The sequence below is a fragment of the Actinoplanes sp. CA-252034 genome, assembly GCF_050956125.1.
Taxonomy (GTDB): Bacteria; Actinomycetota; Actinomycetes; order Mycobacteriales; family Micromonosporaceae; genus Actinoplanes.
Map to the genome: position 1 here is coordinate 2,785,601 of NZ_CP191846.1, position 23,558 is coordinate 2,809,158.

Sequence of the window (23,558 nt, forward strand, 5' to 3'; positions counted from 1 at the left end):
AGGCGCGGTTTGGCACGACGGTGGAGCATCGCCAGGCAGCTTTTCGCCCTCCAGGTGCTGGTGGTGACGCTGCTGGTGGCCATCGGGACGACCGGTGCGGTGCTTCTCGCCAGCCGGGACGCGCAGGCCACCGCGGAGGCCGAGGTCATCGCCGTGGCCGAGACCATGGCGAACTCGCCGGCGGTGGTCGGTGCGTTGCGGGCCGCCGACCCGGCCGCGGCGCTGCGCCCGTTCACCGAGGCCACCCGCAAAGCCACCGACACCGACTTCATCGTGGTGATGGCCCCGGACCGGACCCGCTACAGCCATCCGACGGAGAGCCTGATCGGTCAGCCGTTCGCCGGTTCCGTCGACGAGGCGCTGCGGGGCGGCCGGGTGGTCGAGGAGTACCGGGGGAGTCTCGGCGACTCGGTCCGCACCGTCGTGCCGGTCCGTGATCCGGGCAGCGGCGCCATCATCGGGTTGGTCTCGGTCGGCATCAAGACCGACGAGATCAACCGCGAGCTGGTCGCCCAGCTGCCGGTCGTCGGCCTCGCCACCGCGATCGCCCTGCTCCTGGCCGCTTCCGGGTCGTGGCTGCTCAGCCGACGCCTGCGCCGGCAGACGCACGGGCTCGGACCGGCCGAGATGACCCGGATGTACGAGTACTACGATGCCGTCCTGCACGCCGTCCGCGAAGGTCTCGTGGTCGTGGACGGGGACGGCCGGGTGACGTTGATCAACGACGAGGGCCGCCGCCTGCTGGGGGTGGAGGCCGACGGGCCCACCGACGTCCCGGACGAGGTGGCCGGCCTGATCGCCGAGCGCCGCCCCACCGTCGACGAGCCGGTGCTGATCGGCGACCGGGTGCTGGTGGCCAGCCGCCGGGAGACCAGGTTCGACGGGCGGGTTCTCGGCACCGTGCTGACCCTGCGCGACCACACCGAGCTGCGCGCGCTGACCGGGGAGCTGGATTCGGTGCGCGGCCTGACCGAGGCTCTGCGGGCGCAGGCGCACGAGGCGGCGAACCGGCTGCACACCGTCCTCACCATGGTCGAGCTCGGTCGTACCGACGAGGCGATCCAGCTGGCGACGGCCGAGCTGGCGGTCGCCCAGCAGCTCACCGACCAGGTCGTCGGCGCGGTCGAGGAGCCGGCCCTGGCAGCGTTGCTGCTCGGCAAGTCGGCGCAGGCCGTGGAACGCGGTGTCGAGCTGACCATCGACTCCGAGTCGCGGCTCACCGGCTCGCTGCTGCGTGGCCGTGACCTGATCACCGTGGTCGGCAACCTGATCGACAACGCCCTGGAGGCGGTCGCCGAGACCCCGCTGCCACGCCGGGTGGGTGTGCTGGTCCGGGAGGAGGGCGGCGAGGTGCTGGTCCGGGTCCGCGACAACGGTCCGGGCCTGACCCCGGCGCAGGCGGCGAGCGCCTTCCGGCGCGGCTGGTCGACCAAGGGGGACGGTCATGGCATCGGCTTGTCGCTGGTCCGGCAGGTCGCGGAGAGGTACGGCGGAGACTACGACATCCACACCGCCCCCGACGGTGGAGCGGTGATCAGCGTCCGGTTGCCGGTGCCGGCATGAGCGCCCGGCCGCCCATCCAGGTCCTGGTGGTCGACGACGAGCCGCTGATCGCGGAGGCGCACCGTGCGTACACCGAGAAGGTCGCGGGTTTTGTGGTCGTCGGTGTGGCGCACACCGCGAGAGAGGCGATGACCCGGCTCCGCGCCCACCCGGTCGATCTGGTGCTGCTGGATCTGAACCTGCCGGACAAGCACGGCCTGGAGGTCGCGCGGGCGCTGCGGGCGGCCGGCAGCGGCACCGACGTGCTGGCCGTGACCTCCAACCGGGACATCGCCATGATCCGTCAGGCGGTCGCTCTCGGTGTGACCCACTACCTGCTGAAGCCGTTCACGTTCGCGGCGTTCCGCGACAAGCTGGACCGGTACGCCCAGTACCGCCGCCAGCTCGCCGAGTCGGCCGAGGTGGCCGCCCAGCACGAGGTGGACCGGGTGTTCGCGACCCTGCGTGGCGCCCCGCCGGACTCCCTCCCCAAGGGACTGGACCCGAGGACGTTCGACCTGATCCTCACCGCGCTGCGGGCCGTCGCCCCGGCCGGTCTGTCGGCGGCCGAGGTCGGCACGCGCACCGGCACGTCCCGGGTGACCGCCCGCCGCTACCTGGAGCATCTCGCCGACGCCGGCCGGGTGGTGCGCAGCCCGCGGTACGGCGGACCGGGCCGTCCCGAGGTCGAGTACCGTCCGGCCTCCGCGGGTACCCACGGTCCATGACGGACCAGACCCTGATCATCCTGGGCGCGAGCGGCGACCTGACCGCCCGGCTGCTGTTGCCGGGCCTCGGCGCACTGCTCACCGCCGGGCACGTGCCCGGCCTGACACTGATCGGCGCGGCCACCGACGACTGGGACGACGCGCGGTGGCGGCAGCGCGTCCACGACTCGTTCGGCGCGCACGGCGCGAAGGCCGCAGCCGAGTCGTCCGGCCAGGAGACGCCCGCGACCGACACCGCCCCGGCGGCCTCGGCGGTCGCCGACCGGGCCCGCTGGGTGCGCACCGACGTGACGAACACCGACGACCTCCGCCGGCTGCTGGACGAGGCGAAGGCGCACGGCCCGGCGGTGATCTTCTTCGCGCTGCCGCCGGCGGTCGCGGCGAGGGCCTGCGAGGCGCTGCTCGACGTGGAGCTGCCGCCCGGCACCCGGCTGGTGCTGGAGAAGCCGTTCGGCACCGGCAGCGCCGCCGCCGCCGAGCTGAACGCGCTGCTCAGCCGCCTCGTCCCGGAGGAGCAGGTGCACCGGGTCGACCACTTCCTCGGCAAGTCGACGGTGCTCAACATCCTCGGCCTGCGGTTCGCCAACCGGATCTTCGAGCCGGTCCTCGACTCCACCCATGTCGAGTCGGTCGAGATCGTCTTCGACGAGAACCTCGCCCTGGAGGGCCGCGCCGGCTACTACGACAAGGCCGGCGCGCTGGCCGACATGATCCAGAGCCACCTGCTGCAGATCCTCGCGCTGCTCACCATGGAGGCGCCGTTCACGCTGGCCGCCGCCGAGTTCCGGGACCGCAAGGCCGACGTGCTGCGCGCCACCCGGCTGTGGGGCGACCCGGCCACCAGCAGCCTGCGTGCCCGTTACACCGCCGGTGACCTGGACGGACGTAAGCTGCCGGACTACATCGACGAACCGGGCGTCGAGGCGTCCCGTGGCACCGAGACCCTCGCCGAGATCCTCCTGGCCGTCGACACGTGGCGCTGGGCGGGCGTGCCGTTCCGGCTGCGCTCCGGCAAGGCGATCGGCGCGAGCCGCAAGGAAGCGGTGATCACCTTCAAGCGGCCGCCGCGCGTCCCGGACGGCCTGCGCGGCCACGACCAGCCCGACCGCCTGCGGATCGGGTTCGGCCCGGACCACGTGGCCATCGACCTCAACATCAACGGCCCGGGTGACCCGTTCGAGCTCGACGCGGTCACGCTGGCGGCCGATTTCGGTCAGGGCGATCTCCCACCGTACGGCGAGGTGCTGCGCGGTGTCTTCCAGGACGACCCGACCCTGTCGGTACGGGCGGACACCGCCGAGCAGTGCTGGCGCATCGTCGAGCCGATCCAGGAGGCGTGGCGCTCGGGCGAGGTGCCGCTACTGGAGTACCCGGCCGGGACGGAGGGCCCCAGCCTGCCCCTGTAACCGACCACGGTCCACGGCGGCCCGGGGAGCGGATCCGGGGTGGGTCTCGCGTTCGCGATCCTGGTGGACGTCACCCGCGGTTCTCACCGCCGGATCGCCGTGACCGCGATCGTCGTGTACGGCATGGTGAAGCGCTCGCCCGTCACCTCGCCCAGGCCGTCGATCACGGCGGCCAGCTCGGCCGGCGGCAGCAGGTGGTGGCCGCCGGCGGTCGGCACCAGGTCGAGCCACTCGTCGCGGGTGTACTCGTGCTCCCACTCGTACCGCCACACCTCCGGCGCGCCGAACTCCGGTCCGATGCCGGCGATCGTCTTCTCGGCGACGGTGGCGTACGGGTCGGCCGCCTGCCAGATGGCGAACGGCAGGCTCGGCGCGGCTCGCCGGTAGACCTCACCGAAGGCCGCGGCCAGCTCGGGCGGCGGCTGGTAGGCGTTCCAGAACAGGGCCAGCCGGCCGCCGGGGCGCAGCGCGCGGGCCGCGGCCGCCGAGCCCGCGGCCGGGTCGACCCAGTGCCAGGTCTGCCCGGCGACGATCGTGTCGAACGTGCGCCCGCCCGGCTGCCAGTCCTCGAAGCGGGACTCCTCCACGGTGAAGCCGTGCGCGCGGGCGGCCTCGGCCATCCGCGGGTCGGGCTCGACGCCGAGCACGTGACAGCCGGCGTCGCGCAGCTGGCGGGCCACGATGCCGGTGCCGATGCCGACGTCGAGCACCTCGTGGCCGTCGGCGGCGAGACGGGTGATCAGGTCGGCCGGGTAGCGCGGCCGGGCGCGGTCGTACCGCTCGGCGTCACGGCCGAACGATTCGGCGATCCGTCGGGGGTCAGGGTTAGTGGGCATGCGCCCACTATAAGTGGGCGCATGCCCACTCGGCTAGATTCCTTCTGTGCCGACCGGTGTGGCCCTGCGAGACGTGCGGGAGCAGCTCTTCGACGCCGCCGACCGGATCCTGCTGGCCTCCGGTCCCGAGGCGCTCACCAGCCGTGCCGTCACCGACGGCGCCGGCTGCGCCAAGGGCGTCCTGCACCGGCACTTCACCGACTTCGACGACTTCCTCGCGGAGTACGTGCTGGACCGCTCCACCCGGATGGACGCGCGGACGGCCGCCCTGCGCGCCGGCGAGGGCACCGTCACCGACAACGTCGCCGAGGCGCTGACCTCGCTGTTCGGCTCGGTCGCGGTCGCCATCGTGGCGCTCGTGACCTTCCGTGACGGGCTGCGTGCCCGGCTGCGGGAGACCTGGCCGGCCGGTGTCCCGGTGCTCACCGGGGCCGCCGAGCTGCTCGCCGACTACCTGGAGGACGAACGGTCCCGCGGGCGGATAGCGGCCGGCGCCGACACCGCCACGCTCGGGGCCATCCTGATCGGAACCGGGCACCTGCTCTTCGCCGACCGCACCGGCCCGCGACCCGCGCCGGAGGATGTGCGGCGGGCCGTCGCGGCGATCATCCCCGTCGTCGCCACCTGATCACGAGACCGGCGTAGGAGACCGCGACCACCACGGCGATCAGCAGCCGCACCTCGTCGAGGTAGCGCTCCGGATACATCACCCCGGTCAGGTACGTGTCGATGAACCCCCGGGCCAGACCGGACTGGCCCGCCCGCCCCCGCGCCCAGTCCTCGACATGCGTCAGCGGGCAGTTCAGAGCGAACACCACGATGCACAGGCCCCAGGCGGCGGCGGCCAGGTGCAGCCAGACCACTCGCGGCCAGCGCCAGGCCAGAAATCCACCGAGCACCACGAACGCGATGAACAGGAAGTGCACCACCATCGTGGCCTCGGCCAGCACCCGGTAGATCATGCTCTTCATTTTCCCCGATTAATTCGTTGGACGGGTGCCGCGGGGCCGCCTATGTTTGTCATCAACACCGACCCAGCCGGGACGCGAAACACAGAGAGGGGGAGACGATGTCCGCCACGATGCAGGCCATGCCGAGTCTCCCCGTCCGAGGTCTCGGCCGACTTCTGGGCCGGTGGCGCAGCTAGCGAGCAGCTAGCCCTCCCGCGCCGCCCTTCCTCACCGGAACCGGGCGGCTTTTTCGTTGTGTCCCTCTGCGGGCCGTGCCTTTCTTTGACAATTCCACAGCGAACGACAATGTCTCCGTAGCTCAGCGGAAAGAGCACCGGATTACGGATCCGGGTGTCGGGAGTTCGAATCTCTCCGGGGACGCGTATTGACATGTGGCTGTAGCTCAGTTCGGTAGAGCGCCGTCTCGCCATGGCGGAGGTCCCGGGTTCGAGACCCGGTAGCCACTCATCGCCCTCGTGGCCCAACAGGCAGAGGCACCAGGCCGAGGACCTGGACGGTGCGCGTTCGACTCGCGCCGAGGGCACGTGACAGATCAGGCCCGGGTAGCCCAACGGAAGAGGCGCCGCATTCAGAGTGCGGAGGATGGGGGTTCGAATCCCTCTCCGGGTACGCAGGAGGCAGTGCAAGGGCTCGTAGCTCATCAGGTAGAGCGTCCGTCTTGCAAGCGGAAGGTGGCCGGTTCGAGTCCGGCCGGGTCCACGCAGTTCGAGTGGGACGGTGGAGAGCTGGCCGAGTGGCCCAAGGCACCGGATTGCTAATCCGGAGCAGGGGTGGTGAGCCCCTGCCGGGAGTTCGAATCTCCCGCTCTCCGCTCCTGTCGCCGTAGCTCAGTGGCCAGAGCGCCGCCCTCATAAGGCGGAGGCCGGTGGTTCGAGACCACCCGGCGACACTGTTTCAACGGGTCGTGGCGCAGCTTGGTCAGCGCGCTCGCCTTGGGAGCGAGAGGACGCGGGTTCGAATCCCGCCGACCCGACTGCACGACGAGCGCCGTTAGCTCAATGGGTAGAGCAGCCGCCTCTTAAGCGGCGGGTTCGGGGTTCGAGTCCCCGGCGGCGCACTCGCAGGGTGGAGGAGCGAATCCAGCTCGGAACACCACAGCCCCCGCTCCGTGGGGGACGGCCGTGCCACCGCACAGCCGTCCTCCCCACGGGGCGGGGGCCTCTCGTCGTTGCTCGCCGGCCGGCCGAGTGCACCGCGCGGAGGCCTGCGCGCGGAGTCCTCACCTGGGCGAATGCGCAGATGAATGGCTTGCGTGAACCGCTCCGAGGGGGAAACCTGCGAGGTAGGGATGCGCGTGAGGAGGCCTGCCATGGGCAAGGTCGTCGCTGCCCTGTCCATGTCGCTGGACGGGTTCGTCGCCGATGAGTACGACGGTGTGGCCGAGCTGTTCGGGTGGTATCAGAACGGCGACGTCGAGGTGCCGGGCGCTGATCCGAGCTGGAGGTTCCACGTGACCGAGGCGAGCGCCGGGTTCCTGCGGCCGGCGCTGGACGAGACGGGCGCGCTGATCTGCGGGCGCCGGCTCTTCGAGAACACCGACGGCTGGGGCGGGCGGCATCCGGCCGGATGCCCGGTGTTCGTGGTGAGCCACTCGGTGCCGGGCGGGTGGCCGCGCGACGACTCGGAGACGTCGTTCTGGACCGATGCGATCGCGGCGCTGGAGGCCGCCCAGAAGACGGCGGGGGAGCGGGCCGTGTCGGTGTCGACGCCGACGCTCACCCAGCAGTACCTGGACGCCGGACTGCTCGACGAGATCACCGTGTCACTGGTGCCGGTGCTGCTCGGCGCCGGCACCAGCTTCTTCGGTGATCAGGTGGTGACGCCGGTCCGCCTCAGCGATCCGCGGGTGATCGAGGGCCGGGGCGTCACCCACCTCACCTACCGCGTTCTGCGTTAGGCAGCTTCCTCAGGAAACGGCTCAGGTGCGGGTCGAACAGCGCCGGATCGGACTTGACGATCTCGTCACGGCTCCACCACCGGACGCTGTGGAACTCGTCGGCGTCCGGCCGCAACGGCTGGTCGCGGCCGATCACGACCGTGTACCACAGGCTCACGTCGACATGTCCCGCGTCGATGCCGACGGTCTCGGTGACGGTCAGGAAGAGCGGGGCAGGGGAGACCGGAGCGGTGACCCCGAGCTCCTCCTCGATCTCGCGGGCCGCCGTCTCGTACGGGTCCTCGTCCACCTCCACGTGCCCGCCCGGAGGCAGCCACCGGCCCGCGTTGACGTGCTCGACCAGCAGCAGGCTCCCGTCCGCCGGATCCACCGGGACCACGTAGGACACCAGATGCCGGGACGGCTCGGCCGGCTTGACCCGGCGGAACACGTCGTCGGTGCTCCGCAGCCAGCCGAGGGCGTGCCCCCGGTGCTCACCCTCGAGATTGTCGGCCGGTTCGAGCCTGGTCACCACGTCGTGCACTGCCGCCACCGTTGAACGCATCCGAAAATGATGGCACCCCTTTGTGCCAACCAGGTGACAATGCGTCGCATGACCACACGCATCACCACCCTCACCGACCCCACCGGCGGCAACCCCGTCTGGATCGCCGAGGGCGACGACGGCCGCCCGCTCGGCAGCGCCCGGGTGTACCTCCCGTCCGGGGGCGGGTCCGCCGACCTGCGGATCACCGTGCATCCCGCGGAACGCCGGGCCGGTGTCGGCACCCGGCTGCTGCGGGCCGCCGTCGAGTCGGCCACCGGGCGTGGACTGCCGGCGCTGCTCGGGCCGGCGGTCGAGGAGGGCTCCGCGGGGGAGTCGTTCTGTGTGGCGGCCGGAATGCGGCGGGTGCTGGCTCTCACGTACACCCGGCTCGATCTCGGCTCCTTCTCCGGCGAAGCCGGATCGGTCGACGGCTATCGGATCGTGCACTGGGAGGGCGCGGTGACCGACGAGCTGGCCGGGACGTTCGCGCGGTCGCGGCGGGCCATGGACGACATGCCGATGGACGACGCCGCCTGGGAGCCGGACGTGTGGGACGTGAAACGGCTGCACACGGTCGCCGCGGCGGTGGCCGGGCGCGGTGAGATCCTGCTGACCACGGCCGTGATCGCGCCGGACGGGGAGATCGCCGGGTTCACCGAGGTCGTGGTGGCCGGGGACGGCACCGGGGACGGGCAGCACTACGGGACCGGGGTGCTGCCCGAGCATCGCGGGCGAGGACTGGCCCGGTGGCTGAAGGTCGCGCAGATCGAGGAGGTCCGGGCGCGGTTCCCGAAGCTGAGCGGGCTGCTCGCCGACACCGCCGACAGCAACGTCGTGATGCGCCGGGTCAACGACGCGCTCGGCTACCGGCCCACCCACCGCAGCCTGCTCTACCAGATCGACCTGCGGAGCTGACCGTGATCAGCCTCATCACGGTGGAAGGCGTCCTGGCCGACGCCCTCGCCGAGTTCGCCGCCGGCCGCGACGTGGAGTTCCGGCATGTCCGGCTGGAGCGGGGCAGGCAGCGTTCGCAGCCCATGCTGGTGGCGCCCGGCGGAGCGGCTGTCATCCGCCGGTGGACCGAGGAGATCGAACGGTCCGGCCGGCGCTGGCTGCGGCCGATGCGGACCCGCACTCTGGCGCCGGCAGACGAGGCACGGACGGACGAGCGGAGCTTCGAGCACCACATCGAGCTGCGGTCGGAGCCGTCCCGGGTGGCCGGGATGCTCGCGCTCGCCGACCTGCTCGAGGTCAGCGGGGCCGGACTGTGCCGTGACCCGCGCCCGATCATCGTTCAGCGCTGCGCGGACGCCGATCCCGACGCCGCCCTGGCGAGCCTCGCCACCCTGTCGGCGGCCCTGCGTGGACTGGGTCTGGAATTCGTGTCGATACGGCGGTGGGTGATCCGGCACGACAGCAATCCCGGATGGGACACCGGCTGGCTGACGCCGGGCCGAGCGCTGGAGAACCCGCGGCGGGTCGTCGGTGGGATCGTCCGGCAGGGCATGCCGGCCACCTTCCGGCCGGTTCCGGGTGGCCGTGAGGTCGAGCAGCTGCTCGCCTTCGACCCCGCGCTCAAGCAGTTCGACAACGCCTACCGGCCGGGTGAGCCGATCTTCGCCGACCCGATGCTCGGCCGGCGCTGGCGCGCGGCCCGGGAGACGGCGATGAACGACCTGCTCTCCGTGCTCGGCGGCAGCCGGTGGGCGCAGCATCTGGTGCTGCGCGGCAGCGCCGTCATGCGGGCCTGGTTCGGCGACGACGCCCGGCGGCCCGGTGACCTCGACTTCGTCGTCACGCCGGTGGACGTCACCAGCGACAGCGCGGAGGCACGGGAACTGCTCGACGGGATCAAGGCGGCGGCGTCCCGGGCCGGCCTGCGGCCCGACGAGGCGGGCGAATCGGCGATCTGGACGTACGAACGTGCCGACGGCCGCCGTCTCGTCATCCCGTACTCCGCGCCGGGCGTGCCCGACGGCAGCGTCCAGATCGACGTGGTGTTCGGCGAGCGCCTGCCGATCGAGCCGGAGCCCGTCGCCCTGCCCGGGGTGAGGGTCCCCGTGCCGGCGGCGACGGCCGAGCTCTCACTGGCGTGGAAGCTGCTGTGGCTGACCACCGACCGCTACCCGCAGGGCAAGGACCTGTACGACGCCACGCTGCTGGCCGAGCACACCACCGTCGACGTCGAGCTGGTCCGCGAGCTGTTGCTGCCGGAGCTCGGCGACGAGGCGCACACGTTCTCCGCCGCCACCCCGCTGACCTGGCACGACGTGGACTGGGACAACTTTGCCGGCGAGTACCCGGGAGTGCCCGGTGACGCCGTGCACTGGCAGCGGCGGCTGGCCCTGGCCCTCGACCGGCAGTGAGACGGGCCCGGGGGAGGACCCCGGGCCCGCCCGTCACTCACGCCGCCGGGCGGTAGCCGGCCGGACGGCTGGTGAACGTGCCCCGGCCGTGGGTGCGGCTGCGCAGCCGGGTCGCGTACCCGAACAGCTCGGCCAGCGGAACCGTGGCGGTCACCGTGCGCACCGAGGAGTCGGTCACCTGGGCGCGTCGGGCGGCGAGGTCGCCGAGGACCGCGCCGATCGTGTCCGACGGCGCGCTGACCGTCACCTCGGCGACCGGTTCGAGCAGCGTGAGCGTGCAGGCGAGCAGCGCCTGACGCAGCCCGAACCGGCCCGCCGCCCGGAACGCCATCTCCGACGAGTCCTTGACGTGCGTCTGACCGTCGGTGAGCGTCACTCGCAGCCCCACCACCGGGTGCTCACCGTCGGCGAGCGCCTCCCGGCAGCCCGCCTCGACCGCCCGGGCGAACTCGGCCGGCACCCGGCCCCCCGTCACCGTCGAGGCGAACTCGAAGCCGGTCCCGTCGATCGGCGTGACGTCCAGGACGACGTGCGCGAACTGGCCGGAGCCACCGTCCTGTTTGACGTGCCGGTGGACGAACCCGGTGACGCCGCCGGTCACCGCCAGCCGGTAGGCGACCTGCGGGCGGCCGGTGGTCAGTGCCAGGCCGGTCGCCTGCCGCAGCTTCTCCACGGCCACCTCCAGATGCAGCTCACCCAGGCCGGACAGCACCGTCTGACCGGTTTCGGCGTCCGTGCGTACCGTCAGCGAGGGGTCTTCCCCGGCCAGCGCCGCGAGAGCGCCCGGCAGACGTTGCGCGTCGGCTCGCGTGCGGGCCTCCACCGCGACCGAGACCAGCGGCTCGGTCACCCGCGGCGCCTCCAGCACGACCGGGTTGGCCCTGGTCGAGAGGGTGGCGCCGGTGCGGACGGCCTTCAGCCCGGTGACGGCGACGATGTCGCCGGCGACCGCCCGGTCGATGTCGGTGTGCCGGTCGGCCTGGACCCGGAGGATGCGCGAAACTCTTTCGGTACGGCCGTCGCGCGCGTCCCACATGACATCCCCCTTCGTGATCGTTCCGTCGTAGACGCGCAGGTAGCTGAGCCGGTCCCGTTTCTTGAAGACCAGCGCCACCGGATCCTTCGTGCTGTCGCCGGCCGGTGCGGGCAGGTAGTCCACGACGGCGTCGAGCAGTTGTTCCACACCGATGTCCCGGTAGGCGGAGCCACACAGAACGGGTACCGCCTGTCCGCTTCTGACCAGGTCTCGTATCGCCCTCTTCAGTGTCGGGTCGGACATGTCGTCCAGTTCGTCCAGCGCGTCGGGATGCAGCTCGGCGACCGCCTCCTCCAGCGCCCTCCGTGCCCCGGCGACCGACGGCGGCGGCTGATCGACGAGGTCGATCACCCCGGTGAGGTCGCCCTCCCGGCCGGCGGGCACCTGCACCACCAGCGGAATCACCTCGAGCCGGTCACGGATCGAGGCCACCGCGGCGTCCAGATCGGCACCGGCCCGGTCGAGCTTGTTGACGAACGCGATCCGGGGCACGCGGTAGCGGTCGGCGGTGCGCCACACCGTCTCCGACTGCGGCTCCACACCGGCCACCCCGTCGAAGACGGCGACCGCGCCGTCCAGGACACGCAGCGACCGCTCCACCTCGTCGGAGAAGTCGACGTGGCCGGGCGTGTCGATCAGGTTGATCCGGTGACCGGCCCAGTCGCAGCTCACGGCCGCGGCGAAGATGGTGATGCCCCGGTCGCGCTCCTGTGGATCGAAATCGGTCACGGTGTTGCCGTCGTCGACCCGTCCGGTTCGGTGGGTCGTACCGGTGGCGAACAGGATCCGCTCGGTGAGGGTGGTCTTGCCGGCGTCGACGTGCGCAAGGATGCCGATATTACGGACATGCATGATCGTGGATTCTTTCGAGTCTGATCGGAAGGCGGACTGCGCCTGTTACAGGCGGCGACCGGCCCCGGTGGCGCAGCCGGAGCCGGCCGCACCAGACACGAGGATCAGCTCGAAACGCGACACGGGGATGACGACGGCGGTGCGGTAGCGCATGGCCGTGTCTCCTCTCCGGTCGCGGTGATGGCGCAACGGTACGAGAGCGGGCCACGCGGCGTCGAGCGATTAAGGTGGCGGTCATGCTGATCGATCCGGGCCTCGCCCGGGACCTCGCCAGCCGATGACGATCGCCGTCGTCCTACTGATCATGGCGGCGGTCCGCGTCGGGAACCGCCTCGGCCCGGCCCGGGCCCAGCCCTTCATCGGGCCACTCGCCGCGGCGTTGCTGGTCACGGTCTCCGGGGTCACCCTTCCCCTCCAGGGCTGGGGGTACGCACTGGGCGCGGCCCTCGCCATGACGGCCGGGTACGGGATCGTGCTCCTCGTCCCCGCCGGGCGCCGTGCCCTCGCCGCCCGCTCCTACGATCACCCGGTCCGCCGGGCCCTGATCGGGGTGCCGCTCTCGACCGTGGTCTTCGAGGAGGTGGCGTTCCGCGGAGTGCTGTGGGGACTGCTCGCCGGCGACCTCGGAGTGGGCTGGGCGACCGCGATCACGGCGGTGCTCTTCGGGCTCTGGCATCTTCCGGACAGAGGGGAAGTGGCGTTCACCACCCTGGCGGGGGTTCTTCTCAGCTTTCTCCGCGCCGCCTCGGGTGGCCTCATCGCGCCGTTCGTCCTCCACTGGACCGCCAATGGCCTGGGAATACTCGCTTCGGCATGGGTGCGCCGATCCGGCCCGACGGATTCCGGCGGCCCTGATAAATCCTGAGAACCGTGTCGTACCCCGTCACTAAGCTCCGGAATGCCGTCCTACCTGTGGAGATGTTGTGAGCAGTCAGACCTCGGCGCCGGCGAAACTGGACGGCGCCGTACTCAAGATCGCCGGGGTTGTAGTCCTCGGCGCCATCATGTCGATCCTCGACGTCACCGTGGTCAGCGTGGCGATCCCGACGTTCCAGGAGCAGTTCGGCGCGACGTACGCCGAGGTCGCCTGGACCATGACCGGCTACACCCTCGCTCTCGCCACGGTCATCCCGCTGACTGGCTGGGCCGCCGACCGATTCGGCACCAAGCGCCTCTACATGACCGCGCTGCTGCTGTTCACCCTCGGCTCGGTGCTCTGCGCCACCGCCGACAACATCGGGCAGCTCGTGGCCTACCGGGTGCTCCAGGGCCTCGGCGGCGGCATGCTGATGCCGCTCGGCATGACGATCATGACCAGGGCGGCCGGCCCCGAGCGCATCGGCCGGCTCATGGCGGTCCTCGGCATCCCGATGCTGCTCGGCCCGATCAGCGGCCCCATCCTCGGCGGCTGGCTCATCGACTCGTACAGCTGGCACTGGATCTTCCTGATCAACCTGCCGATCGGCATCGGCGCGCTGATCTACGCCCAGATCGTGCTGCCCAAGGACACCCCGGAGCCGTCCGAGTCGTTCGACTTCATCGGCATGCTGATGCTGTCGCCCGGTCTCGCGCTCTTCCTCTACGGCGTCTCCACGCTGCCCGAGGAGCAGACGATCAGCGCCACCAAGGTGTGGGTCCCGATGCTCGTCGGCGCCCTGCTGGTGATCGGGTTCGTCTTCTACTCGTTCAAGCCGAGGCACCCGCTGCTCGACCTGCGCCTGCTGCGCAACCGCAACCTGACCGTCGCGTCGGTCACCCTGGCCGTCTTCACGGTCGCGTTCATGGGCGCCGGCCTGCTGTTCCCCAGTTACTTCCTGCAGATCCACGGTGAGTCGACGCTGCACGCCGGTCTGCTGATGGCCCCGCAGGGCATCGGCGCCATGGTCACCATGCCGATCGCCGGCATGCTCGCCGACAAGATCCCGGTCGGCCGGACCGTCCCGTTCGCGCTGCTCCTGATCGCGGCCGGCTTCTTCGCGTTCACTCAGGTCGACGCCGACACGTCGTATGTGCTGTTGTGCGGCTCGCTGTTCGTCATGGGCCTCGGCATGGGCGGCACCATGATGCCGATCATGACGTCCGCGCTGCGCACGCTCACCAGTCACGAGGTGGCCCGCGGCTCGACCCTGCTCAACATCCTGCAGCAGATCGCCGGCTCGGTCGGTGGCGCCGTGATGTCGGTGATCCTCACCTCCGAGCTCAACGACTCGCCGGCCGTCCCCGGCATCCCCGTCCCGCCGGGCTCCGACCCGGTCACCGAGGCCGGCCTCGCCATCGCCGGCCAGATGAAGCCCGAGGCCGTGGCCGGCTTCCCCGACCAGGCCCTGCTGGAGCGGGGTCTGGACTTCGCGGCCGACGCGTTCGCAACCACCTTCACGGTGGCTTTCGTGCTCACCCTGGTCACCCTGATCCCGGCGCTGTTCCTGCCCCGCAAGAAGGAGGAGTCCCACCTCCTCGACCAGGAGAAGGGCGCCACCCCGGTCGTCCTGCACTGATCGTCGGTCGTCCCGCACTGATCGTCGTCGCCGCCCGGTCGCCCCGTTTCGTGGCGGCCGGGCGGCCTTCCACCGCGGCGGTACCGTGACCGGCATGAGTCTTCTCGGCTCCGGGCGTGAGGCGGACGTCTATGCGATCGACGAGGGTCGGGTGCTGCGGCGCTACCGCCGGGGCGACGACGCGACGGCCGAGGCCCGGCTGATGACCTACCTGGCCGGGCACGGATATCCGGTGCCGCACGTCCACTCGGCGAGCGGCGCCGACATGATCCTGGAGAGGCTCGACTGGCCGACCATGACGGACGCGTTCACCGCCGGAGACCTCGGTGTCGACGACGGTGCCGCGATCCTCGTTCGTCTCCACGACAGCCTGCACCGGTTGCCCTCTCGATCCGGCCGGGGCAGCATCCTGCACCGCGACCTTCACCCCGAGAACGTCATGCTGACCGCGCGCGGCCCGGTCGTGATCGACTGGCACAACGCCGCCGAGGGCCGGCCCGCCGTCGACGTGTGCCTCACCGCGATCATCATGGCGCAGGTCGCCGCCGACTCCGGCCACCCGCACACCGCCGCGGCCACCGCGTTCCTCACCGCCTTCCTGACACGTGCCGGCGGCGACCCGCTCGACGGCCTCGGCGAGGCGCTGGAGATCCGCCGGGCCGATCCCGCGCTCACCGCCACCGAAGCCGGCGGCCTCGCCGCCACCGTGACCCCGCTCATCCACGACGCGCTCTCCTGATCCGCCGACCCGTCCGCCGCCGTCCGCCGTCCGCCGCCGTCCGCCGTCCGCCGTCCGTCCGTCCGCCGCCGTCCGTCCGGCCGCCCGCTGGTTCGTCTGCCCGCCCGCCGATCCGCCCGCTCGCTGATCCGCCCACGGCGCTGGTCGTGACCTGCCGCGTGTCGCCGTTGCCGGGCTTTCGGTCCGGTCGCGAGCCGTCGCTCAGGTGCCTGTCCGCCGGTCGATGACCGGGGGTGAGCGACGGCTCGCGAGCTCGTCACCGCCAGGACCGCCCCCCGTTTCCCGCAGCGGTGCCGCGGGTGAGCCGCCCTGGCGGCGGGTTCGTGCCGGCTCAGGACGGTGGTGCCGTGGGTGGGCCGTCCTGGCCGCGGGTTCGTGCCGTCTCAGCCGAGGCGGACCACGCGCGCCCAGGACGGGGGCAGGTTCAGGTCGAAGTCGGGATCGTCCTCGTCGACGCGGCGCGACCGTGGGAACAGGCCGATCACCGTGCGGCAGGCCGGCTTCCGGGACGGCCACGGGGTCTGGCCGTCGGTCAGCACCACGATCACGTCCGGGGCCGGGCCGTTGGTCAGGGCCTTGGCGAAGCCCTCGCGCAGGTCGGTGCCGCCGCCACCGATCAGGGGGATGCCCTCGGATTCGCAGATCTCGCCGGTCACGTGTGCGGCGGCGTCGCAGGAGACGACGTGCACCAGGTCTCGGCGCCCGCCCACGGCCCGGGTGATCGCGGCCACCTCGAGGAGGGCGGTGCCGAGTTCGCTGTCACTGACCGAACCCGACGTGTCGATGACCACGGTGACCCGGGGCGGGCGGCGGCGCAGGCTCGGCAGGATCACGCCGGGCAGGCTCGACGACCGGCGGGACGGGCGGTGGTAGACGTAGTCCTCGCCGACGCCCGGCGCCGAGACGGCCGAGCGGACCGCGTTGCCCAGCAGCCGACGCCACGGCTGCGGCGGGTGCACCACCTTCGTCGCCCAGCGCTGCCAGCCGCCGGGGGTGTCACCGCGGCCGAGCATCCCCTGCGCCACCCGGTAGCGGACCAGCGCCCGTTCCTGCTCGTCGAGGCCCGCCGCGCCGTCCGGGCCGAGCTCCCACGGCCGGTCCGAACCGTCGGCGCCGCCACCGCAATCCAGCCACGAGAGCTCCCGGCAGTACAGGCCCATCGCGATCATCGGCAGGTACTCCTCCATGAGCTTGCCGGGCTCCAGCCCCAACAGCTCAGGGCCGATCGCGCCGTGGGGGCGGGGCAGGCCGTCCCCGTACACGTCGTCGTTGATCTCGAAATCGGCGGCGATGTTCATCCGCAGGCGGTCGCCCGGGCCGGTCAGGTCCTTCTCGGTGGCCAGCCGCTCCCCGCGTCCGTGATGGTCGCGCAGCAGGTGGGAGACCTCGTGCACCCAGACGCCGGCCAGCTCGTCGACGGGTGTGGCGGCCACGAAGGCGGGGGAGACGTAGCAGCGCCAGTACCGGTCGACGGCCATCGTCGGCACCGTCCACGACAGGATCGGCTTCAGCGCGTACAACGCGGTCGCCAGGTACGGCCGTGCCTCGGCGGCGAACAGCCTGGCGGCGTACAACTTCTCGGTCTCCTCCCGGGTGAAGACGGCCCGCACCGGTCTGCCACCGGGTGGGTGGTGAGGTGTCGCATGCGGGCCACGACCGCGGGGGGTACGGACCGGTGGGCCGGCTGGAACATCGTGGACACCGGCGACGGGGGCGTTCATCGGGCGGCCGCCACCCGCCGCCGCAGGGTCACCACCGGGGCCAGGCGCTCCATCTCCATCGGCACCGGCCATTCGTCGCGGCGCAGCGCGGCCAGTGTGGACGCCGGCACCACCACCAGATCCGGCGCGCCGGTCTCCAGAGCCCGGACCAGCACGGCCCACGCCGCGTCCCAGCGGGACCGTTCCGGCCGCTTGCGGACCGCCTCCACCACGCCGTCGAGGGTCGCCTGCCGCAGGTCACCGCGCTGCGGGAGGACGGCGGCGGCCGGGTCGGCGAGCAGCGTCTCCGGGTCGGGCAGGTCGAGCCGGTCGATGAAGGCCAGCAGTTCCAGGCCGGGACCGTCGCCGACCGTGCCGCGGACCAGCATCGACAGCACCTCACGGGACACACCGGCCGCCGTGGCGAACGCGACCAGCCGCAACGCCATGTCCCAGCTGCGCGGCGACGGCCACGGACCACCCCGGCGGGCTTCGCTGTCCGGCAGCCGGTGCACCAGCGTCGGCCGCGCGTCCAGGAACCCGCACACCGCTCGCCGGGCTCGCGTCACCGCGTCGGGCAGCAGGTCCGGGTCGAGTCGGGGCAGCACCGCCCGTGGCCACGTGCCGCCCAGGCCACGCACCACGACCTCGTGCTCGTACGCCCATTGCAGGTGGACGAACCGGTTGGCCAGCGGCGGGCTCAGCTCCCACCCGTCGGCGGCCGAGGAGCGCGGGTTGGCGGCCGCCACGATCCGCACGCCCGGTGGCAGCCGCAGCGCCCCGACCCGCCGTTCCAGGACGACCCGCAGCAGGGCCGCCTGTACGGCGGGCGGGGCGGTCGACAGCTCGTCCAGGAACAGCAGGCCCTTGCCGGCGCGGACCAGCCGAACCGCCCAGTCCGGCGGGGCCATCGGCACACCCTGCGTCGCCGGGTCGTCGCCGACGACCGGCAGCCCGGCGAAGTCGGAGGGCTCGTGCACGCTGGCGATCACCGTGGTCAGGGGCAGTCCGAGGCCGTCGGCGAGCTGATGGAGGGTGGCCGTCTTGCCGATGCCGGGCTCGCCCCACAGCAGCACCGGCAGGTCGGCGGCCACGGCCAGGGTGAGGGCCTCGAGCTGGTTGTCCGGTCGGGACTCGGTGCCGGTCGCGGTGAGCAGCGCGATCAGGTCGTCGGCGACAGGGAGATTCGGGTCAGAAAGCATCATATCGATCACCTTTGGGGAGAGGGGTGGCCAGTCGCGGCCACCAGGGGTAGCTCGGTGCGGGTCAGCGGAGGGCGGCCACCAGCGGTGGCCCGGAGCCGGTCAAGGGAGGGCGGCCACCAGGGGTGGCCCGGTGCGGGGTCAGCGGAGGACGGCTGCCCTCTTCGGGAGCCGGTGGTGCCGGCCGCGACGGCCGGCGTGGCCCTCGCGTGGCCCGACCGGCGCGGTCACCCCGGCCGGGACCCGCGCGGCCAGCCCGGCCCGGTAGAGACCGTGCTCGATCAGGCCCTCGTGGGCATCGGTGAACGCCTCGCGCAGCGCGCCGTCCGGCTCGATCTCCGGCCCCAGGATCCCGGCGACGAGCGCGGCCGCACCGGCGTGGTCGCCGTGGTCCAGCCGGGCACGCACCTCGTCGAGGCACTCCGGCTGCCGGGCGGCGGCGGTGACGGCCCGCAGGCAGGGCAGCGGCGGCCCGCCGAGGATCGCGAGCAACTCCTCCCGGCGCAACTCGTCGTCACCGTGGTCGAGGGGTGTGAGCCGGCCGTCCACCAGCTCCAGTCGATGCGTCTCCCCGCAGCACTCCACCAGCCGGGGCCGGCCCGCCACCGGATCACCGCCGTCCCCCGCCGATGCCGGCTTCCGGGCGCTGCCGGCCGGTGCCAGCGCCTCGGCGACCAGCGGGTGCAACAGCTCGACGGTGATCATCCCGGCCTGGAGGAGTTCCAGGTCGGGCGGCATCCACGTGGCGGCATGGGGGAGGACCGGCTCGCCGTTTCCGCCGCGGACGACCGTGCCGCCGCGCGCCGACAGCAGGAGCCGCCGCCCGTTCCCGAGCCGAACGGCGACCGGCCCGTCGTGCCCGTCGGCCGCCCGCAGGATCGCCGCCTCGGCCGTCCATCGGCGCACCGCGAACCCGCGCCCACCCGGCACGTCACCCATCCAGCCCGCTTCGTCGTTCCGCGCGCGATCGGTGCCCAGCGGGCCGCAGCCGTCGGGTGGTTCAAGGCCCGCTTCGTCGTCTGGCGCCGGATCGGTGCCGGGCAGGCCGCAGCGGTCGCGCAGTTCGAGGGCGCGATCGGCGGCCCAGAGGTGGGGATGGAGGTCGAGCCGAAAGCGGCGGTCCGGCCGTGGCCGGGGGTGCGGCCCGACATCCGGTTCGGCGGGGTCCCACAACGCGAGGCTGATCCGCTGCCCGGCATCGGCCCAGCTGGGCGCGGTCCGTGCCACGAGGTGCACGTCGTGGTCGTCCCGGGCGTACCGGGCCAGCGACATGGTCAGCCCCGGCCGCAGCAGACCGCCGGAGACGGCCCGCGGCAGATGCCAGCGCAGCAGGTCGGGAGCGAGCCGCCGCAGATCGGCACGAACCAGCGCCGCGAGATCACGCCCCTGTCCGGACGCCACGGCACGAAGGTCGAGATCCACATCGACGTGCGCCGCGGCACACGCCCCGGCCCAGTCGCCGGCAGCCCGGCGAGCGGTAGCGGTTTCGATCATCAAGGTCGGCACGGCGAACTCCCGCACGCGCCGCCAACTGAGAAGACGGGCCCTCCCGTCCGCGATCAAGGAGCGCATCAGCACTCACCTGGCGCGAACGAGACCCCCGATCCACAAACGAAGGTGTCCATTGCCGGGCAGCGTACATGCTCACCCCAACCCCGCCAACCCCAAACCTAATGCCGCTTTTGTACGCCTTCGACCCTCCTCAACCGCACCATTCCCGTCCCGTCCGTCCCCCGCGACGCCGCCGCAGCGTCCCGGCCGACCCGCGGCCGCCGGGCTGGATGCGACCCGCACCGGCTGTGGCCGACCCGCGCCGGTTGTAGCCGAGCCGCCCCGGTTGTGGCCGAGCCGCCCCGGTTGTGGCCGAGCCGCCCCGGCTGTGGCCGACCCGCCCCGGTTGTGGCCGACCCGCCCCGATGGCGGTGCCGTGGCGGTGTCCGGGTGACGTCTGGCGGGTGGCTGCCGCATTCAGCCCGGCGGCCGCGGTGCGGTCCGGCGTCCCGCGGACGTCGCGGGGCTCGGCGGGACGGTGTGGGTTGCGGTGGTGGACGCCGTGGCCCGTACCAAATGAGAAGAGTGCGCGAAATGCCCGGAATGGGCACCGGAGCCGTGACCTGATGACGCTGTCACCCGGTGGGAGGAATGGGTAATCCTTTTCGGACGCGTGAGATCCGCTCGGTTTCCCGGTCGATCATGAATGGCGTGGATAACGGTTCGGCCGCGGAGAGGGAATCGTGTCCACTATCAGGTGATCGGAATGGCGAAAATCGATCATTTCGCGGTACGTTTGGTCCAGAAATGGCAGGAAAGCTCCTAAGTTTCTCTTCGATGAATGCTCCATGTCCTGGTCATTTCGGCCCCCAGATTCGTTGATCCGGCATACCTGACTCGTTCGATCGGCTATGGGCAGGTGCGCAGAGTGCCCCGGCCCGTTACGTTAAGTATGTGGCCAATGGTGATCTCCATTGGCACGAAATGCCTGTGAACTGGGAGGACGACCGTTTTCCCGGATCAATGGAAGATCTGTCGCCCCGCGGTCCGCCGAATGGACACGGGGCGCTAGAAAGGTACGTGCATCCTGCGTTCCTGACAGGTCGACAACCGGCCGGCGCCGGGCGTCCATCGACGAGGGTGGTGTGATGATCCGGGTGGTTGTGGTCAGAGACGAGGGATATTTCGGTGTCCCGGTGCGTGCGTTCCTCGAGACCGAACCGGACATGCATTACGTCGACACCCTGCCGCTCGGCGGTGACCTGGCCCAGCGCGCCGCCCAGTTGTGGCCGGCGGTCGTGGTGATCGACACGCAGTACATGGTGAGCCAGGTCCTGCCGGTCGCCGATCAGCTGCACACCGCGATCCCGTCGTGCTCGATGCTGCTGCTCTGCGACCCCTCGAAACGGGGCATGCTGCCGCCCCGGCGATGGAACGGCGGGCTGAACTTCCTGATCAAGGACGCGTCGCCGGCGATGCTGGCGGACACGGTGCGGCGCCTGGCCCGTGGTGAGCGGGTGGTGTCGCCGATGCTGCAGGCCGCCTCGCTCAACACCGACCGCGGCCTGAGCACCCGTGAGCTGGAGGTGCTGGGCCTGGCCGCGGAGGGCGAGTCGGTGAAGGAGATCGCCGGCCGCCTCTATCTATCGGGCGGCACCGTTCGCAATTACCTTTCCGCGGTCATTTCCAAGACCGGTGCGCGTAACCGGCTGGACGCCATCCGCATCGCTCGCAAGCAGGGTTGGCTGCGCTGAGCCGAGCGTGGGCCGGGTAGCGTGGGAACAGATGCTGATCCACCGGCTTGACATTCCCGCGCTGCCCGTTCTTTTGCCCCTGGGCATCCTTTTGATGGTCGTTTCCGTGGTGGTGCTCCACCGGCGCGGTGAGCTCGTTCTCGTGCGCGTGGCGGTGTTCTGGCTGGCCGGGTGGTATGCGGTGGCCGTGCTCGGCGCCACGATGCTGCCGATGAGCCTGGCGTGGGGGCCGGGCGCGGCGCCTCCGGACCTGTCCCGGATCCTGTGGGTGCCGATCATCGACATGCGCAAGCGTGACTTCGTCCTGAACACGCTGATGACGGTGCCGTTGGCGACGGTGCTCTATCTGGTGTTCGGGGTGCGCGAGTGGGGCCGCGTGGTGCGGATCGGCTTCGTGCTCAGCCTGGCCGTCGAGCTGACCCAGCTGATCCTGCTGCTCACGTTGAACGGCCGGCGCTGGGCGGATCTGCACGACGTCGTGTCGAACACGTTCGGGGCCGCGTTCGGCTACGTGGTGCTCTGGCGTCTCATGCGTTTCGCACGTTTCCGCCGGGTCGTGGAAAGCTGCTCCTCCGCCCGAAGCGACCGAGCCGGCCGGGGGCCCCGATCCGGCCGGAAGCCCCGGATCGGCCGGCGGCCCCGATCCGGCCGGAGGTCGCGAACCGGCCCCGATGCCACGGCGGCGGCCCGATGAAGCGGCGCACCGGCCGGGCGGCGACCTGCTCGTAGAGTCGCCGGACCGCGTCGGCCAGGTGGGTGGCGTCGTACCGCTCTCCCGCTGACCGGGCCGGCAGCCGGTCGCCGCGCCGCTCGGCCAGGCACAGCAGCTCGGCGCGCAGGGCCCGGGGCAGCGACTCGCGGTCCTGGGAGAGCCGGTGGGTGCCGTCGACCGGAGTCCGTGCGGCGGCTCGCTCCTCCAGCGGCACGCACGAGCCGTAGACGGCCGGCAGGCCGGCGGCCACCGCCTCCAGTGTGGCCAGCCCGAACGTGGACTGGTCGGGGGAGGCGAAGACGTCGAGGGCGCAGAGCGTCTCGCGCGGGTGGCCGACCGCGCCGGCGAACCGGACCCGCCCGGCGACGCCCACGATCTCGGCGAGGCGTTCCAGGTCGGCGCGGGCGGGCCCGTCCCCGGCCAGCAGCAGCACCGCGTCCGGCACCTCGGCGATCGCCCGGATCAGCAGGTCCACCCGCCGGTCGGGGGCGAGCCGGCCGACGCTGCCGATGACCGGCTGCCCGGCGTCGATGCCGAGGCGGGCGCGGGCGGCGGCTCGCAGGATCGGGTCGAACCGGAACTCGGCCGGGTCGATGGCCTTGGGGATGGTGACGATCCGCCGGTCCGGCACGCCCCACGAGCGCAGCCGCCCGGCGGCCGCCGGTGACGGGGCGATGGTGACCTGGCCGAGTCGCTCACCGAGGCGGTAGAGGGCGGACGACGGGTCGTCGAGGTGGTGCTCGGTCGCGACGATGTGCGGCACGCCGGCCAGCCGTGCGGCGATCCGGCCCTGCACACACGCCCGGTGCAGGTGGGTGTGCACCAGGTCGTACCGGCCGTCGCGCATGAGCCGCCGCAGCCTCCGGACGGCTCCCGGATCGTGGTCGCGCCCGCTCGGTATCCGGTGCACCGGCACGTCGAGCCGAGCTGCCGCGCCGAGCGTGACGACCTCGCTGTCGTAGGGCGTCCGGCGCACCAGCAACCGCAATTGGCTTTCGGCCCCACCCGGTTCCAGCGTGCTGATGACGTGCAGCACCCTCATCCTTTGTCCCCCGGTCGCATTCTCGACAGAACGCTTGCACACCCGCCCTGAAGACGCTGCCGGAAACTGCGCTGCAACGGAAGTCGCAGATGTCACGCCTAAGGCGAGAGCTTCTCATCGTAGATATGACATCCTCCGCCGAATGGCCATGCCGGAGCGCCCGTACGTATCGGTGAAAAATGCTGATCAGTGAAAGTGAGATTTCCTCGCGTAGCCTATGACAATTGCTACTGTAATCCGCCCCCTGAAGGCTGCAACGCTAA

Annotated in this window: 19 protein-coding genes, 9 tRNA genes and 1 pseudogene; 21 read left to right on the forward strand and 8 right to left on the reverse strand. The window is 71.8% G+C overall.

The features are described 5' to 3' along the window. The first annotated feature begins 9 nt into the window (after positions 1-9). Genes ACQPZW_RS12450 through ACQPZW_RS12460 form a run of 3 tightly spaced genes read left to right on the forward strand, consistent with a single transcriptional unit; the run spans position 10 to position 3,676 of the window. Positions 10-1,563, forward strand: coding sequence for an ATP-binding protein (locus tag ACQPZW_RS12450; protein ID WP_433795009.1), 1,554 nt, complete (start codon positions 10-12; stop codon positions 1,561-1,563). Next, positions 1,560-2,270 carry a response regulator gene (locus ACQPZW_RS12455; protein ID WP_433795010.1) on the forward strand — a complete coding sequence of 237 codons (711 nt, stop codon included), beginning with the start codon at positions 1,560-1,562 and terminating at the stop codon, positions 2,268-2,270. Before ACQPZW_RS12450 ends, ACQPZW_RS12455 begins: the two co-directional genes overlap by 4 nt. Further along, entirely contained in the window at positions 2,267-3,676 is a 1,410-nt protein-coding gene (locus ACQPZW_RS12460) for a glucose-6-phosphate dehydrogenase (protein WP_433795011.1), read from the forward strand. Before ACQPZW_RS12455 ends, ACQPZW_RS12460 begins: the two co-directional genes overlap by 4 nt. A gap of 83 nt (positions 3,677-3,759) precedes the next feature. On the opposite strand, the gene ACQPZW_RS12465 is transcribed toward ACQPZW_RS12460, so the two are convergent. Further along, entirely contained in the window at positions 3,760-4,512 is a 753-nt protein-coding gene (locus ACQPZW_RS12465) for a class I SAM-dependent methyltransferase (RefSeq protein ID WP_433795012.1), read from the reverse strand. 46 nt (positions 4,513-4,558) lie between these two features. Here ACQPZW_RS12465 and ACQPZW_RS12470 point away from each other — a divergent pair, with 46 nt between their 5' ends. Then, complete coding sequence (locus ACQPZW_RS12470; RefSeq protein ID WP_433795013.1) at positions 4,559-5,140, forward strand: TetR/AcrR family transcriptional regulator; 582 nt, start codon at positions 4,559-4,561, stop codon at positions 5,138-5,140. Here ACQPZW_RS12470 and ACQPZW_RS12475 read toward each other — a convergent pair. Further along, positions 5,118-5,474 (reverse strand): DUF2784 domain-containing protein, encoded by a 357-nt coding sequence (locus ACQPZW_RS12475; protein WP_433795014.1) that lies wholly within the window; start codon positions 5,472-5,474, stop codon positions 5,118-5,120. The genes ACQPZW_RS12470 and ACQPZW_RS12475 overlap by 23 nt on opposite strands. A 296-nt stretch (positions 5,475-5,770) precedes the next feature. Here ACQPZW_RS12475 and ACQPZW_RS12480 point away from each other — a divergent pair. The 10 genes from ACQPZW_RS12480 to ACQPZW_RS12525 all read left to right on the forward strand — a co-directional run bounded on the left by ACQPZW_RS12480 (position 5,771) and on the right by ACQPZW_RS12525 (position 7,380). Continuing rightward, positions 5,771-5,843 (forward strand) — tRNA-Arg (locus tag ACQPZW_RS12480). Positions 5,844-5,854: 11 nt separating this feature from the next. After that, positions 5,855-5,928: transfer RNA gene (locus tag ACQPZW_RS12485), tRNA-Gly, on the forward strand. Positions 5,929-5,932: 4 nt separating this feature from the next. Beyond that, positions 5,933-6,006, forward strand: a tRNA-Leu gene (locus ACQPZW_RS12490). Positions 6,007-6,019: 13 nt separating this feature from the next. Then, positions 6,020-6,092 (forward strand) — tRNA-Leu (locus ACQPZW_RS12495). A 17-nt stretch (positions 6,093-6,109) separates the two neighbouring features. Continuing rightward, a tRNA-Ala gene (locus ACQPZW_RS12500) sits at positions 6,110-6,182 on the forward strand. A 20-nt stretch (positions 6,183-6,202) separates the two neighbouring features. Continuing rightward, a tRNA-Ser gene (locus ACQPZW_RS12505) sits at positions 6,203-6,294 on the forward strand. Between the two features lie 5 nt (positions 6,295-6,299). Next, a tRNA-Met gene (locus tag ACQPZW_RS12510) sits at positions 6,300-6,372 on the forward strand. Between the two features lie 9 nt (positions 6,373-6,381). Further along, positions 6,382-6,456 (forward strand) — tRNA-Pro (locus tag ACQPZW_RS12515). Between the two features lie 11 nt (positions 6,457-6,467). Continuing rightward, positions 6,468-6,540 (forward strand) — tRNA-Lys (locus tag ACQPZW_RS12520). Between the two features lie 252 nt (positions 6,541-6,792). Beyond that, the gene (locus tag ACQPZW_RS12525; RefSeq protein WP_433795015.1) at positions 6,793-7,380 is read left to right on the forward strand and encodes a dihydrofolate reductase family protein; all 588 of its coding nucleotides are present in this window, start codon (positions 6,793-6,795) and stop codon (positions 7,378-7,380) included. Here ACQPZW_RS12525 and ACQPZW_RS12530 read toward each other — a convergent pair. Next, positions 7,358-7,924 (reverse strand): NUDIX hydrolase, encoded by a 567-nt coding sequence (locus tag ACQPZW_RS12530; RefSeq protein ID WP_433795016.1) that lies wholly within the window; start codon positions 7,922-7,924, stop codon positions 7,358-7,360. The genes ACQPZW_RS12525 and ACQPZW_RS12530 overlap by 23 nt on opposite strands. Positions 7,925-7,972: 48 nt before the next feature. Here ACQPZW_RS12530 and ACQPZW_RS12535 point away from each other — a divergent pair, with 48 nt between their 5' ends. After that, positions 7,973-8,821, forward strand: coding sequence for an N-acetyltransferase family protein (locus tag ACQPZW_RS12535; protein WP_433795017.1), 849 nt, complete (start codon positions 7,973-7,975; stop codon positions 8,819-8,821). 2 nt (positions 8,822-8,823) lie between these two features. Continuing rightward, positions 8,824-10,272 carry a nucleotidyl transferase AbiEii/AbiGii toxin family protein gene (locus ACQPZW_RS12540; RefSeq protein WP_433795018.1) on the forward strand — a complete coding sequence of 483 codons (1,449 nt, stop codon included), beginning with the start codon at positions 8,824-8,826 and terminating at the stop codon, positions 10,270-10,272. A gap of 37 nt (positions 10,273-10,309) precedes the next feature. On the opposite strand, the gene ACQPZW_RS12545 is transcribed toward ACQPZW_RS12540, so the two are convergent. Continuing rightward, positions 10,310-12,160, reverse strand: a complete 1,851-nt coding sequence (locus ACQPZW_RS12545) for an elongation factor G (protein ID WP_433795019.1) — start codon at positions 12,158-12,160, stop codon at positions 10,310-10,312. Positions 12,161-12,437: 277 nt separating this feature from the next. On the opposite strand from ACQPZW_RS12545, the gene ACQPZW_RS12550 reads away from it, so the two are divergent. The 3 genes from ACQPZW_RS12550 to ACQPZW_RS12560 all read left to right on the forward strand — a co-directional run bounded on the left by ACQPZW_RS12550 (position 12,438) and on the right by ACQPZW_RS12560 (position 15,394). Next, positions 12,438-13,025 carry a lysostaphin resistance A-like protein gene (locus tag ACQPZW_RS12550; RefSeq protein ID WP_433795020.1) on the forward strand — a complete coding sequence of 196 codons (588 nt, stop codon included), beginning with the start codon at positions 12,438-12,440 and terminating at the stop codon, positions 13,023-13,025. A 58-nt stretch (positions 13,026-13,083) separates the two neighbouring features. After that, positions 13,084-14,655, forward strand: coding sequence for a DHA2 family efflux MFS transporter permease subunit (locus tag ACQPZW_RS12555; RefSeq protein ID WP_433795021.1), 1,572 nt, complete (start codon positions 13,084-13,086; stop codon positions 14,653-14,655). A gap of 94 nt (positions 14,656-14,749) precedes the next feature. Beyond that, on the forward strand, positions 14,750-15,394 hold the full coding sequence (locus ACQPZW_RS12560; protein WP_433795022.1) for a phosphotransferase: 645 nt from the start codon (positions 14,750-14,752) through the stop codon (positions 15,392-15,394). Positions 15,395-15,777: 383 nt separating this feature from the next. On the opposite strand, the gene ACQPZW_RS12565 is transcribed toward ACQPZW_RS12560, so the two are convergent. The 3 genes from ACQPZW_RS12565 to ACQPZW_RS12575 form a co-directional block, all read right to left on the reverse strand. Next, positions 15,778-17,004 (reverse strand): vWA domain-containing protein, encoded by a 1,227-nt coding sequence (locus ACQPZW_RS12565; protein WP_433795023.1) that lies wholly within the window; start codon positions 17,002-17,004, stop codon positions 15,778-15,780. 107 nt (positions 17,005-17,111) lie between these two features. Further along, on the reverse strand, positions 17,112-18,299 hold the full coding sequence (locus tag ACQPZW_RS12570) for an AAA family ATPase (RefSeq protein WP_433795024.1): 1,188 nt from the start codon (positions 18,297-18,299) through the stop codon (positions 17,112-17,114). Between the two features lie 138 nt (positions 18,300-18,437). After that, positions 18,438-19,868: a hypothetical protein gene (locus tag ACQPZW_RS12575; RefSeq protein WP_433795025.1), complete on the reverse strand. Its 1,431-nt coding sequence runs from the start codon at positions 19,866-19,868 to the stop codon at positions 18,438-18,440. A 1,067-nt stretch (positions 19,869-20,935) separates the two neighbouring features. On the opposite strand from ACQPZW_RS12575, the gene ACQPZW_RS12580 reads away from it, so the two are divergent. Then, positions 20,936-21,541: a response regulator transcription factor gene (locus ACQPZW_RS12580; protein ID WP_433795026.1), complete on the forward strand. Its 606-nt coding sequence runs from the start codon at positions 20,936-20,938 to the stop codon at positions 21,539-21,541. 316 nt (positions 21,542-21,857) lie between these two features. Next, positions 21,858-22,004: pseudogene (locus ACQPZW_RS12585) on the forward strand (VanZ family protein); the annotation flags it as partial. Between the two features lie 64 nt (positions 22,005-22,068). Here ACQPZW_RS12585 and ACQPZW_RS12590 read toward each other — a convergent pair. Then, entirely contained in the window at positions 22,069-23,295 is a 1,227-nt protein-coding gene (locus ACQPZW_RS12590; RefSeq protein WP_433795027.1) for a glycosyltransferase, read from the reverse strand. Positions 23,296-23,558 lie beyond the last annotated feature (263 nt).

Coding starts and splice junctions, on each gene's coding strand:
- ACQPZW_RS12545 (WP_433795019.1), bottom strand. CDS start 12,160: ATGCATGTCCGTAATATCGGCATCCTTGCGCACGTCGACGCCGGCAAG.
- ACQPZW_RS12570 (WP_433795024.1), bottom strand. CDS start 18,299: ATGATGCTTTCTGACCCGAATCTCCCTGTCGCCGACGACCTGATCGCG.
- ACQPZW_RS12535 (WP_433795017.1), top strand. CDS start 7,973: ATGACCACACGCATCACCACCCTCACCGACCCCACCGGCGGCAACCCC.
- ACQPZW_RS12530 (WP_433795016.1), bottom strand. CDS start 7,924: ATGCGTTCAACGGTGGCGGCAGTGCACGACGTGGTGACCAGGCTCGAA.
- ACQPZW_RS12455 (WP_433795010.1), top strand. CDS start 1,560: ATGAGCGCCCGGCCGCCCATCCAGGTCCTGGTGGTCGACGACGAGCCG.
- ACQPZW_RS12590 (WP_433795027.1), bottom strand. CDS start 23,295: ATGAGGGTGCTGCACGTCATCAGCACGCTGGAACCGGGTGGGGCCGAA.
- ACQPZW_RS12580 (WP_433795026.1), top strand. CDS start 20,936: ATGATCCGGGTGGTTGTGGTCAGAGACGAGGGATATTTCGGTGTCCCG.
- ACQPZW_RS12575 (WP_433795025.1), bottom strand. CDS start 19,868: ATGCGCTCCTTGATCGCGGACGGGAGGGCCCGTCTTCTCAGTTGGCGG.
- ACQPZW_RS12475 (WP_433795014.1), bottom strand. CDS start 5,474: ATGATCTACCGGGTGCTGGCCGAGGCCACGATGGTGGTGCACTTCCTG.
- ACQPZW_RS12550 (WP_433795020.1), top strand. CDS start 12,438: ATGACGATCGCCGTCGTCCTACTGATCATGGCGGCGGTCCGCGTCGGG.
- ACQPZW_RS12460 (WP_433795011.1), top strand. CDS start 2,267: ATGACGGACCAGACCCTGATCATCCTGGGCGCGAGCGGCGACCTGACC.
- ACQPZW_RS12525 (WP_433795015.1), top strand. CDS start 6,793: ATGGGCAAGGTCGTCGCTGCCCTGTCCATGTCGCTGGACGGGTTCGTC.
- ACQPZW_RS12560 (WP_433795022.1), top strand. CDS start 14,750: ATGAGTCTTCTCGGCTCCGGGCGTGAGGCGGACGTCTATGCGATCGAC.
- ACQPZW_RS12465 (WP_433795012.1), bottom strand. CDS start 4,512: ATGCCCACTAACCCTGACCCCCGACGGATCGCCGAATCGTTCGGCCGT.